Annotated in this window: 9 protein-coding genes; all 9 read right to left on the bottom strand. The window is 67.9% G+C overall.

Annotated features, from left to right (window positions below; genetic code table 11):
• Position 1: 1 nt before the first annotated feature.
• The 9 genes from rpsL to Apa02nite_RS14530 all read right to left on the bottom strand — a co-directional run bounded on the left by rpsL (position 2) and on the right by Apa02nite_RS14530 (position 12,574).
• Positions 2-376: a 30S ribosomal protein S12 gene (rpsL, locus tag Apa02nite_RS14570; RefSeq protein WP_007465318.1), complete on the bottom strand. Its 375-nt coding sequence runs from the start codon at positions 374-376 to the stop codon at positions 2-4.
• Positions 377-786: 410 nt separating this feature from the next.
• On the bottom strand, positions 787-1,266 hold the full coding sequence (locus tag Apa02nite_RS14565; protein ID WP_239164318.1) for a hypothetical protein: 480 nt from the start codon (positions 1,264-1,266) through the stop codon (positions 787-789).
• Positions 1,267-1,346: 80 nt separating this feature from the next.
• Positions 1,347-1,691, bottom strand: a complete 345-nt coding sequence (locus Apa02nite_RS14560) for a hypothetical protein (RefSeq protein WP_203825445.1) — start codon at positions 1,689-1,691, stop codon at positions 1,347-1,349.
• An 82-nt stretch (positions 1,692-1,773) separates the two neighbouring features.
• Entirely contained in the window at positions 1,774-5,664 is a 3,891-nt protein-coding gene (locus Apa02nite_RS14555; protein ID WP_067696097.1) for a DNA-directed RNA polymerase subunit beta', read from the bottom strand.
• Positions 5,665-5,767: 103 nt separating this feature from the next.
• Positions 5,768-9,208 (bottom strand): DNA-directed RNA polymerase subunit beta, encoded by a 3,441-nt coding sequence (gene rpoB, locus Apa02nite_RS14550; protein WP_203825444.1) that lies wholly within the window; start codon positions 9,206-9,208, stop codon positions 5,768-5,770.
• 603 nt (positions 9,209-9,811) lie between these two features.
• A complete protein-coding gene (gene rplL, locus Apa02nite_RS14545; RefSeq protein ID WP_203825443.1) occupies positions 9,812-10,189 on the bottom strand; it encodes a 50S ribosomal protein L7/L12 in 378 nt (125 codons plus the stop codon).
• A gap of 54 nt (positions 10,190-10,243) precedes the next feature.
• Positions 10,244-10,792, bottom strand: a complete 549-nt coding sequence (gene rplJ / locus Apa02nite_RS14540; RefSeq protein WP_067696089.1) for a 50S ribosomal protein L10 — start codon at positions 10,790-10,792, stop codon at positions 10,244-10,246.
• 286 nt (positions 10,793-11,078) lie between these two features.
• The gene (locus Apa02nite_RS14535) at positions 11,079-11,774 is read right to left on the bottom strand and encodes a hypothetical protein (RefSeq protein WP_203825442.1); all 696 of its coding nucleotides are present in this window, start codon (positions 11,772-11,774) and stop codon (positions 11,079-11,081) included.
• Positions 11,771-12,574 carry an ATP-binding cassette domain-containing protein gene (locus Apa02nite_RS14530; protein WP_203825441.1) on the bottom strand — a complete coding sequence of 268 codons (804 nt, stop codon included), beginning with the start codon at positions 12,572-12,574 and terminating at the stop codon, positions 11,771-11,773. The genes Apa02nite_RS14535 and Apa02nite_RS14530 overlap by 4 nt, the downstream gene beginning before the upstream one ends.
• Between the last annotated feature and the right edge of the window lie 48 nt (positions 12,575-12,622).

Raw genomic sequence — 12,622 nt, 5'->3', positions numbered from 1 at the left:
GTCAGCTCTTCTCCTTCTTCGCGCCGTAACGGCTGCGGGCCTGCTTGCGGTTGCGGACACCCTGGGTGTCCAGCGAACCGCGGACGATCTTGTAGCGGACGCCCGGGAGGTCCTTAACACGGCCGCCGCGCACGAGCACGATGGAGTGCTCCTGCAGGTTGTGGCCGACGCCCGGGATGTACGCCGTGACCTCGATCTGGCTGCTCAGCTTCACGCGAGCGACCTTGCGCAGCGCAGAGTTCGGCTTCTTGGGGGTGGTGGTGTACACGCGGGTACACACGCCGCGCCGCTGAGGGCTTCCCTTCAGTGCCGGCGTCTTCGTCTTGGTCGTCTTCGCCTGGCGGCCCTTTCGGACCAGCTGCTGGATCGTGGGCACCGGGTTTCTCCGCTCCCTTCGGCCGCTTCCTGTAATACGGCCGCACCGAGTGTTCTGCCTGTGTGCGGCGACTCTCCCTGGTGGGAGTGTCCCGCACCCGCGGTCGGGCGTGTCGTCCGGCTCACGGTCCCGCCACGCGTGATTGATTCACGCGTACCGGATGTTGTCTTGGTCGAGCATGGGTTCACACCGAACCCAGCCCGTCGTGCGGCAATACCCGTCGTACGTTCCGATTCGGGTGCACGCACGAGTTGCCCGGGCGAGCCCGGGCACGAGGGGAAAGAGTACCCACCCCGAGCACCCAGGTCAAAATGAGCCCCGAGCTCCCGCGATGGACATCTCCGTATACCAGTGTACCGGGTGCCCCGGCGTGGCCATGCCGCGGTGCCGGATCCGCGCCCGCGAGGCTCTCAGGAGCCCTCTACCACAAAGCCCAGCACCAACGCCAGCAGCGATATTCCCGCGCCGGCGCTCCCGCAGGCGATGCCGGCGGTGGCCAGCCCGGAACCGGTGAACCGTACCCGGCCCGGCGCTCCGGAGCGCCTGATCTGCCGCTTCGCGATCAGCGATGCGGTCACCGCTCCCCCACCGGCGAGCACACCGAGCAGCGTGAACGCGCCGGCGACCCAGGCGCCCGCGCCGCCGACACCGAAGCAGATGACCAGGACCGACACCAGGATGGCGCCGATGCCGGCGGTCAGACCGCCGATCGCCAGGCCGGAAGTGATCGGCACGACACGCAGCTGGACCATCCCGAACCCGGTCCCGCCCACGACGTCCATCCGCTCCACCTCCCAGCCACTGGCCGAGGGGTTCACCGACGCCCAGTACGGCGGCGGTCCGGACGGCGGGGGCGGCGGGTACGCGGCGGTCCCCGGGGGCTGCGTCATGTTCAGAAGCATGTCACCCGGACGAGCCGTCCCGCACCCCGGCGGGGACGCTCAGCGGGCGTGTAAGGCCGCGGGCGGGATCAGTCGGTGCCGGGTGCCAGGTTCGGCCCGGGCGCGGTCGCCAGGTGCAGCAGGCCGGCGATGGCGGCCACCACCAGCGCGGTCAGCGCCAGCACCAGCCCGATCCAGGCGAGCGTGCGGCCGCGGCGGATCCAACGGCCACCGGTCAGGTAGCCGCCGGCCGCGTACGCCTCCCTGGCGGTCTGCCGGGCCAGAAGTAACGCGATCGTGGCCGGAATCACGCCGCCGACCATCGGGCCGGTCAGCAGCCCGATCAGGCCGAGCACGAAGACCGCGCGGGCCTTCGTCGACGGCGCCGGCTCCGGGTCCAGCGGGTGGCGGGTTTGCACGGCGTGAACGGTCACCCGTACATCCTAGAAGCGCCGCTGGGGCGGCCGCGCTGTTGCGCGACCGCCCCAGGCGGAACAAACGATTACCGTACGACCGTCAGCGGTACGACCCGAAGTCGAAGTCGTCCAGCGGAACTGCCTGGCCGCTGGCCGGCCCGAAGCCGTAGTCGGTCTCCGGGTACCCGGTCATCGAGTACACCTTCGCCTTGGCCTCCTCGGTCGGCTCGACCCGGATGTTCCGGTACTTGGAGATACCGGTACCGGCCGGGATGAGCTTGCCGATGATGACGTTCTCCTTGAGGCCCACCAGCGAGTCGCTGCGCGAGTTGATCGCAGCGTCGGTGAGCACCCGGGTGGTCTCCTGGAAGGAGGCCGCCGAGAGCCAGGAGTCGGTCGCCAGCGAGGCCTTGGTGATACCCATCAGCACCGGACGACCGGCGGCGGGCTCGCCACCCTCGCCCACGAGCCGGCGGTTCTCCGACTCGAAGAGCGCCCGGTCCACCAGGATGCCCGGCAGGAACTCGGTCGCACCGGAGTCGATGACCGTCACGCGCTTGAGCATCTGGCGAATGATGATCTCGATGTGCTTGTCGTGGATCAGCACACCCTGCGAGCGGTAGACCTCCTGGACCTCACTGGTCAGGTGGACCTGGACCGCGCGCGGGCCCATGATGCGCAGCAGCTCGTGCGGGTCGATGGTGCCCTCGGTGAGCTTCTCGCCGACGCCGACGTGGCCGCCGTCCGGGATGCGCAGCTTGACGCGCTTGGAGATCTTGTCGTACACGATCTCCTCGCTGCCGTCGTCCGGCACCACGATGATCTTCCGCGAGCGCTCGCCGTCCTCGATGCGCACGCGTCCCGGGGTGTCGGCGATGGGCGCCTTACCCTTCGGCACGCGGGCCTCGAAGATTTCCTGAACACGCGGCAGACCCTGGGTGATGTCCTCACCCGCGACACCACCGGTGTGGAAGGTACGCATCGTCAGCTGGGTACCGGGCTCACCGATCGACTGGGCCGCGATGATGCCGACCGCCTCGCCGATGTCGACCGCCTTGCCGGTCGGCAGCGACCGGCCGTAGCAGGCCGCGCAGACGCCCAGCTTCGACTCACAGGTCAGGACGCTGCGCACCCGGACGATCTCGACGCCGGCCGCGACGAGCGCGTCCACCATGATCGAGTTGAGGTCGTCACCACGCGACACCACACGGTTGCCCGCCGGGTCGTCGATGTTGTCGGCCAGGGTCCGGGCGTGCACACCGGTCTCGGCGTGCACGTGCACGACCAGGGTGCCGTCCGGCTCCCGCTCGCCCACCTGCATCGGAATCGCGCGGTCGGTGCCGCAGTCCTCCTCGCGGATGATGACGTCCTGCGAGACGTCCACCAGACGACGGGTCAGGTAACCCGAGTCGGCGGTACGCAGGGCGGTGTCCGCCAGGCCCTTACGGGCACCGTGCGTGGAGATGAAGTACTCCAGAACGGTCAGACCCTCGCGGTACGACGAGGTGATCGGGCGCGGGATGATCTCGCCCTTGGGGTTGGCCACCAGACCACGGATCGCGGCGATCTGCCGGAGCTGGAGGAGGTTACCGCGAGCGCCGGAGTTGATCATGACCCAGAGCGGGTTCTCCTGCGGCAGCGCGGACTCCATCTCCTTGGAGATCTCGTTCGTCGCCTTGGTCCAGATCTCGATGAGCTCGCCGCGACGTTCCTCGGCGGTCATCAGACCACGCTGGTACTGCTTGTCGATCCGGTCGGCCTCGGCCTGGTACTTGGCGAGGATCTCCGGCTTGCGCGGCGGCGCGATGACGTCGCCCATACCGATCGTCACACCGGACCAGGTGGCCCAGTGGAAGCCGGCCTCCTTGAGCGCGTCCAGGGTCGCGGCCAGCGCGACCTTGGGGAAGCGCTCGGCGAGGTCGTTGACGATCGCCGACAGCTGGCCCTTGCGGATCTCGTAGTTCACGAAGCGGTAGCCCGGGGGCAGCGTCTCGTTGAAGATCACTCGGCCGAGCGTGGTCTCGACGAGCAGCTTCTCGCCCTCGACCCAGCCCTCCGGAGCCACGGCCGGCTCGGCCTTGGCGCCGTTGTCGACCCCGATCACGTCGTGGAGACGGATCTTGACCTTGGCCTGCAGGTGCAGCTCGCCGTTGTCGAACGCCATCCGCGCCTCGGCGTCGGAGCTGAAGACCCGGCCTTCGCCCTTCGCGCCCTTGGTGAGGTGCGTCAGGTAGTACAGGCCGATGACCATGTCCTGGGTGGGCATGGTGACCGGCTTGCCGTCGGCCGGCTTGAGGATGTTGTTCGAGGACAGCATCAGGATCCGGGCCTCGGCCTGCGCCTCGGACGACAGCGGCACGTGGACTGCCATCTGGTCGCCGTCGAAGTCCGCGTTGAACGCGGTACAGACGAGCGGGTGGATCTGGATGGCCTTGCCCTCGACCAGCTGCGGTTCGAACGCCTGGATGCCCAGGCGGTGCAGGGTCGGCGCACGGTTCAGCAGCACCGGGTGCTCGCTGATGACCTCTTCCAGCACGTCCCACACGACCGGGCGCTGACGCTCGACCATCCGCTTGGCGGACTTGATGTTCTGTGCGTGGTTCAGGTCGACCAGGCGCTTCATCACGAACGGCTTGAACAGCTCCAGGGCCATCTGCTTGGGCAGACCGCACTGGTGCAGCTTGAGCCGCGGGCCGACGACGATGACCGAACGGCCGGAGTAGTCGACGCGCTTGCCGAGCAGGTTCTGACGGAACCGGCCCTGCTTGCCCTTCAGCATGTCGGAGAGCGACTTCAGCGGGCGGTTACCCGGACCGGTGACCGGCCGGCCACGACGGCCGTTGTCGAACAGCGCGTCGACGGCCTCCTGCAGCATCCGCTTCTCGTTGTTGACGATGATCTCGGGAGCACCGAGGTCGATCAGTCGCTTGAGGCGGTTGTTGCGGTTGATGACCCGGCGGTACAGGTCGTTCAGGTCCGAGGTCGCGAAGCGGCCACCGTCGAGCTGCACCATCGGGCGCAGGTCCGGCGGGATGACCGGCACGCAGTCGAGCACCATGCCGAGCGGGGAGTTGCGGGTGTTCAGGAACGCCGCGACGACCTTCAGCCGCTTGAGCGCCCGGATCTTCCGCTGGCCCTTACCGGTGCGGATGATCTCCCGAAGGTTCTCCGCCTCGGCGTCCAGGTCCATGTTCTGCAGCAGCGCCTTGATCGCCTCGGCGCCCATGCCACCGGTGAAGTACTCACCGAAGCGGTCCCGCAGCTCGCGGTAGAGCAGCTCGTCGGTGACCAGCTGCTTCGAGTCGAGCTTGCGGAACGTGTCGAGCACCTCGTCGAGGCGGTCGATCTCGCGCTGCGCCTTGTCCCGGATCTGGCGCATCTCGCGCTCGCCGGCTTCCTTGACCTTGCGGCGCACGTCGGCCTTGGCACCCTCGGCCTCGAGCTCGGCGAGGTCCTGCTCCAGCTTGCCGGCGCGCTTCTCGATCTCGGAGTCGCGGCTGTTCTCGGACTGCCGCTTCTCCGCGAAGATCTCGTTCTCGATCGTGGACATGTCACGGTGACGCGACTCGGCGTCAACGCTCGTGATCACGTACGAGGCGAAGTAGATGATCTTCTCGAGGTCCTTGGGCGCCAGGTCGAGCAGGTAGCCCAGACGGCTCGGCACACCCTTGAAGTACCAGATGTGCGTGACCGAGGCGGCCAGCTCGATGTGGCCCATGCGCTCACGCCGGACCTTGGAGCGGGTCACCTCGACGCCGCAGCGCTCACAGATGATGCCCTTGAACCGGACACGCTTGTACTTACCGCAGTAGCACTCCCAGTCCCGCTGCGGACCGAAGATCTTCTCGCAGAAGAGTCCGTCCTTCTCGGGCTTGAGGGTGCGGTAGTTGATCGTCTCGGGCTTCTTGACCTCGCCGTGCGACCACTGCCGGATGTCGTCAGCGGTAGCCAGGCCGATGCGCAACTCGTCGAAGAAGTTGACGTCGAGCACTTGGACTATCCCTCGTGTTTCGTTGCTCGGGTGAATTCCAGGCCGGCGGGGGCGTCCCCGGTCGCTACCGACTCGCGTCGATGCCTACCGGGGACGCTCTCCGTCAGATCTCTTCGACGCTGCTGACGCCCTCGTTCGGGCGTCGTGACAGGTCGATGCCGAGTTCCTCCGCGGCCCGGAAGACCTCGTCGTCCGTCTCGCGCATCTCCAGAGCAACGCCGTCGCTGGAGAGCACCTCAACGTTCAGGCACAGCGACTGCAGCTCCTTGAGGAGCACCTTGAAGGACTCCGGGATTCCCGGCTCCGGGATGTTCTCGCCCTTGACGATGGCCTCGTAGACCTTCACGCGGCCAAGGACGTCGTCGGACTTGATGGTCAGCAGTTCCTGCAGCGCGTAAGCGGCGCCGTAGGCCTGCATCGCCCAGCACTCCATCTCGCCGAACCGCTGGCCACCGAACTGGGCCTTACCACCGAGCGGCTGCTGCGTGATCATCGAGTACGGACCGGTCGACCGCGCGTGGATCTTGTCGTCGACCAGGTGGTTCAGCTTCAGGATGTAGACGTAGCCGACCGAGATCGGGTCCGGCAGCGGCTCACCGGAGCGGCCGTCGAACAGCTGCGCCTTGCCGTCACCGTTGACCAGGCGCTTGCCGTCCCGGTTCAGCAGGGTCGACTCGAGCAGGCCCTTGATCTCCTCCTCCTGAGCACCGTCGAAGACCGGAGTCGCGACGTTGCTGTCGGCGGGGGACTCGTGCGCCTCGATCGAGCGGAGCTGACGCTTCCACTCCTCGTCCTCGCCCTCCACCGACCAACCGGTCTTGGCGATCCACCCGAGGTGGGTCTCCAGAACCTGGCCGATGTTCATACGCGAGGGGACACCGAGCGGGTTGAGCACGATGTCGACCGGGGTGCCGTCCTCGAGGAACGGCATGTCCTCGACCGGCAGGATCTTGGAGATGACGCCCTTGTTGCCGTGACGACCGGCGAGCTTGTCACCGTCCTGGATCTTGCGCTTCTGGGCGACGTACACCCGGACCAGCTCGTTCACGCCCGGGGGCAGCTCGTCGCCGTCCTCGCGGGAGAACGTGCGGACACCGATGACGGTGCCGGTCTCGCCGTGCGGAACCTTCAGCGAGGTGTCCCGGACTTCCCGGGCCTTCTCACCGAAGATCGCGCGCAGCAGGCGCTCCTCCGGGGTCAGCTCGGTCTCGCCCTTGGGCGTGACCTTGCCGACCAGGATGTCGCCGGGCACGACCTCGGCGCCGATCCGGATGATGCCGCGCTCGTCCAGGTCCGCCAGCATTTCCTCGCTGACGTTCGGGATGTCGCGGGTGATCTCTTCCGGGCCGAGCTTGGTGTCGCGGGCGTCGACCTCGTGCTCCTCGATGTGAATCGAGGTGAGCACGTCCTGCTGCACGAGGCGCTGCGACAGAATGATCGCGTCCTCGTAGTTGTGGCCTTCCCAGCACATGAACGCGACCAGGAGGTTACGGCCGAGGGCCATCTCCCCCTCGTCGGTGCACGGACCGTCGGCGATGACCTGGCCGGCCTCGACCCGGTCACCCTCGAAGACGACAGGCTTCTGGTTGACGCAGGAGCCGGCGTTCGAGCGACGGAACTTGTGCAGCAGGTAGGTCCGGCGGTGGCCGTCGTCCTGGTGCACCGTCACGTAGTCGGCGCACAGGTCCTCGACCACACCGGCGACCTCGGCGACGACCACGTCACCGGCGTCGACCGCGGCGCGGTACTCCATGCCGGTGCCGACCAGCGGCGACTCGGCCTTGACCAGCGGCACCGCCTGGCGCTGCATGTTCGCACCCATCAGGGCGCGGTTGGCGTCGTCGTGCTCGAGGAACGGGATCATCGCGGTGGCGACCGAGGTCATCTGCCGCGGCGACACGTCCATGTAGTCGACCTCGGTGCCGGGCACGTAGTCGACCTCACCGCCCTTACGGCGGACCAGGACGCGGTCCTGGGCGAACGTGTTGTCGCTGGACAGCACGGCGTTCGCCTGCGCCTTGATGTACCGGTCTTCCTCGTCCGCCGTGAGGTAGTGCACCTCGTCGGTGACCACACCGGCCTCGACCTTGCGGTACGGGGTCTCGATGAAGCCGAACGGGTTGACCCGCGCGAACGTGGAGAGCGCGCCGATCAGGCCGATGTTCGGGCCCTCGGGCGTCTCGATCGGGCACATCCGGCCGTAGTGCGACGGGTGCACGTCACGGACCTCGAAGCCGGCCCGCTCACGGGACAGACCACCCGGGCCGAGCGCCGACAGACGGCGACGGTGGGTCAGACCCGCGAGCGGGTTGGTCTGGTCCATGAACTGCGACAGCTGCGACGTACCGAAGAACTCCTTGATCGCAGCCACCACGGGGCGGATGTTGATCAGGGTCTGCGGCGTGATCGCCTCGACGTCCTGCGTCGTCATGCGCTCGCGGACGACACGCTCCATCCGGGACAGGCCCACGCGGACCTGGTTCTGGATGAGCTCGCCGACCGTGCGCAGGCGCCGGTTGCCGAAGTGGTCGATGTCGTCGGCCTCGTAGCCGTCCTCACCGGCGTGCAGCCGGCAGAGGTAGTCCACGGTCTTGACGATGTCTTCCTCGGAGAGCGTGCCCCGGACGATCGGGACGTCGATCTCGAGCTTCTTGTTGAACTTGTACCGGCCGACCTTGGCGACGTCGTACCTCTTCGGGTTGAAGAAGAGGTTGTCGAGCAGGGTCTGCGCGTTCTCCCGGGTGGGGGGCTCGCCGGGGCGCAGCTTCCGGTAGATGTCGAGTAGGGCCTCATCCTGTCCGGCGATGTGGTCCTTCTCCAGCGTCGTCATGAGCAGTTCGGACCAGCCGAAGCGCTCACGGATCTGGTCTGCGGACCAACCGATCGCCTTGAGCAGGACGGTGACGGCCTGACGACGCTTGCGGTCGATGCGGACACCCACGGTGTCGCGCTTGTCGATGTCGAACTCGAGCCAGGCACCCCGGCTCGGGATGACCTTGACGCTGGTGAGGTCGCGGTCGGAGGTCTTGTCCGGCTCCTTGGTGAAATACACGCCCGGCGAACGGACGAGCTGGCTCACCACGACCCGCTCGGTACCGTTGATGACGAACGTCCCCTTGGGGGTCATCATCGGGAAGTCACCCATGAACACGGTCTGGCTCTTGATCTCGCCAGTGGTGTTGTTGGTGAACTCCGCGGTCACGAACAGCGGGGCACAGTAGGTCAGGTCCTTCTCCTTGCACTCCTCGATCGAGGCCTTGACCTCGTCGAAGCGCGGAGCTGAGAAGGACAGCGACATGGTGCCGGAGAAGTCCTCAATGGGACTGATCTCTTCGAGGATCTCTGCGAGGCCCGAGTGGGCATGCGGGTCGTCCGTCGTCCGGGCCTGCCAAGCCTCGTTGCCGACCAGCCAGTCGAACGACTCCGTCTGGAGGGCGAGGAGGTTGGGGACCTCTAGCTGCTCGGTGATCCGGCCGAAAGAGACCCGGCGGGGTGCGTAAGCGCTCGACGTACGGCTGGTCTTCGCAGGGCGGGAAGCTGCCAAGATGCGTCCTTCCGAGGACCGGTGCTGCTATGCGGCTGAGTTGCTGATGCAACTGGTCTGCGTGCACTCCAAAAGACACCCATCGAAATCCACAGACGTGGATATCAGGACAGGCGTCAAGACAGAAGGCAGCGCAAACTAGCAGTGTAGCCGCTTGGCTAACCGCTGTCCAGCCCACACCCGAAGTGTCCTGCGGAACGTGTCCCCGACGCCGCTGACCTGGCACTTCATGGTCAACGCCGTGGCCGGGGTCGCTCTGGAAACGCGGCGACTCTTCCTCGGGTGCCGGTCAGTGGGTCACCGGTAGAAATCCGATTACCCACGGTCTGGCTGTCGCAAGCGCGGAAACTTGCTGCCATCAGCGTGCCTGTCAGCGGACACACAGTCAAGGGCTGTGCCGCGGGTCGGGCCGGACCGGTCGTCCGGCCGGCGCACCCAGAGGACCTTAACGCATGGATCGCCAGCTTTGGCAGCCTTTGTCGGAGCAGCCGTAACGCGCTCACCGGGGTCGCACTGACCAGTGCGGACACCGGCCGGAAACACCGATGGCGAAGACCCGAAACGGGCCTCCGCCATCGACGAACAACGCTCTGGAGCGTTAGATCACTTGAGGGTGACCTTGGCGCCCTCGGCCTCGAGCTTGGCCTTGGCGGCCTCGGCCTTGTCCTTGGCAACACCCTCGAGGATCGCCTTGGGGGCGGCCTCGACGGCGTCCTTGGCCTCCTTGAGGCCCAGGCCGGTCAGCTCACGCACGACCTTGATGACCTGGATCTTCTTGCCGCCGTCGCCCTCGAGGACAACGTCGAAGGAGTCCTGCTCCACAGCGGCCTCGGCAGCCGGGGCGGCCGGGCCGGCAGCGGCGACAGCCACGGCAGCCTTGACGTCGAAGACATCTTCGAACGTCTTCACGAACTCGGAGAGCTCGATGAGGGTCATTTCCTTGAACGCGTCGAGCAGCTCGTCGGTGCTGAGCTTCGCCATATCAGGCAACCTTTCCTAGCTTCTGATGTAAACGGTGTTCGGTTCGCGAGGCCATCAAGCGGCCTCGGCGGAACCGTCCTTCTCACGCTTGTCACGCAGGGCGTCCACCAGGCGCACGGCCTGGGAGAGCGGAGCCTGGAACGTGGCCGCGGCCTTGCTCAGGTTGCCCTTCATGGCGCCGGCCAGCTTGGCCAGCAGCACCTCACGGGACTCGAGGTCGGCAAGCTTGTTGACGTCCTCGGCCGAGATGGCCTTACCCTCGAAGACGCCGCCCTTGATGACCAGGACGGGGTTGGCCTTGGCGAAGGCGCGAAGCACCTTGGCCGCGTCAACCACGTCACCCTTCACGAAGGCGAGCGCGGTAGGACCGGTGAACAGCGTGTCGAGGCCCTCGATGCCCGCGTCGCCAGCCGCACGCTTCGCGAGCGTGTTCTTGGCAACGGAGTACTTGGCCTGCTGGCCGAGCGACCGCCGCAGCTCAGTGAGCTGCTTCACGGTGAGGCCCCGGTATTCGGTCAACACGGTGGCCGCGGAGTCACGGAAATTGTCCGTCAGCTCGGCGACGGCCGTGGCCTTGTCGGCCCGGACCGGCTTGTCCGCCATGTCCCTCCTCTCCTCAGTGCTATTGCCACTGGTCGAGAGGGTCCGAACAAGCAAAACGCCCCGGTGCAGGGGCACGGGGCGGAGTCCGGCACGCCGAGGCATGCCGCAGAATCACGAACCGTCCGCCCTGCACAGGTCGCCCGTTTGTTGCGGGACCTTCGGCCGCGATGTCCGTCTCACGACGGTCACTGCGGCGACCAGCGGTCTATGGGTGGAACTTCACGAGGAACAGTACGCGGCACACCGACAAAATTCCAAATCCCTTTCCGGTACGACCTGAGCACGATCAGGCGCGGGCCCGGCGCAGGCGCGCGTACGCGATCAGGGCGACCGAGCACCAGGCGAGACACCAGCCGGCCAGCACGCCCAGCTCCCCCGCCGACGGGGCGGTGTCGTTGAGCGCCCGTGCGGTGGCCATCACCGGCGGGACCAGCCACGGGGCGACCGACCCGGTCAGACCCAGCACGATCGCCAGCACCGAGCCGGTGGCCAGGACCGCGACGCCCGGCAGCACCCGGCGGGTGACCGCCCGGCCGGACAGCGCGCCCAGCGCCACCGCGGCGGCCAGCGACAGCAAGTGAGCGAGCACACCCAGCAGGACCCCGACCGGCAGGGACGGTTCGCCGGAGCCGGCCTCCGGTCCACGGACGGCGTGGAACGGCAGCGGGGCGAGCATGGCGACGGCGCAGACCGCGGCGCCGGCCGTCACGGCGGCCAGCAGACCGGCCACACCCTCGCGTACCGGGCCGACCGACAGCCGGGCCAGGCGGCGCTGGACGTCCGGCTCGGTGTCCAGGACCACCTTGGTCAGCCAGGCCAGCACCGGGAAGAGCGCCGCGGCGGAATAGCCGTAGGCGGACGCGGCCGGCGCCGGTCCCCCGCCGTGGATGACACCGAGCACGGCGAGCACGGTGATCAGCGGGGCCAGCACCCGGCCGCCGTGCCAGAACCCGGCGAGCCGCATCCGGACCAGCGCGATCATCGAGCTTCCTCCTGGTGAGCGGTCAGTCGCTCCGGGCGTACCCCATCGGGCTCCCGGACCCGCAGAATCCGGTGACCGGAAGCGATCAGCTGGACCACCGTCGCGTCGGCTTCCGTGCGCGGCACCGCGATCTCGACCACCACCTCGTCGGGCCCGGCCGGGCGGCGATCCGGCGGCGGAGCGGCCACCGGTGGCGGAGCGGACCCGAGGTGCAGCGCGCCGGCCGCAACCGTCCAGTGGGTGGTGTCCGGCAGCCCGGTGATCTCGCCGCGGTGGTCGCTGACCAGGACCGCACCGCCGGCCGCGGTGACCTCGGCGACGATCTCCGGAACCAGCGTGCGGGCCTGGGCGTCCAGACCCTCCCACGGCTCGTCGAGCACCAGCAGGCCAGGCCGGACCAGCAGGGCCTGGGCCAGGCCGACCTTCTGCGCGGTGCCCTTGGACAGCGCGTTCAGCGGGGTGTCGGCGTGCGGGGTCAGGCCGAGACGGTCCACCCAGTGCGCGGCAGCCGTCGCCGGGGCGTGGCGCAGCCCGGCCATCGCGCGCAGATAGCCGATCGCGGTGAACGGCTGATCGGCCGGGAAACGCTCCGGGACCCAGCCGACCACCGCCGGACGGTTCCGGACGGTGCCGCGAACCGGGCGCAGCACACCGGCCGCCAGCTGCAGCAGGGTGGACTTGCCGGCACCGTTCGCGCCGAGCACCACCACGGTCTGGCCGGGCTCGACCGTCGCGGCGGCTTCGCGCAGCGCCCACGGGGCACGGCGGGCGTACCGGAACCAGACACCGTCGAAAAGCATGGCCGCAAGCTTGGCACGAAAAAGCCCCCGGGGATGTCCCCGGGGGCT

Source organism: Actinoplanes palleronii (assembly GCF_016862315.1).
GTDB lineage: Bacteria > Actinomycetota > Actinomycetes > Mycobacteriales > Micromonosporaceae > Actinoplanes > Actinoplanes palleronii.
The sequence above is the reverse complement of the archived record's forward strand: the minus strand, read 5'-3'. Positions and strand labels throughout refer to the sequence as shown.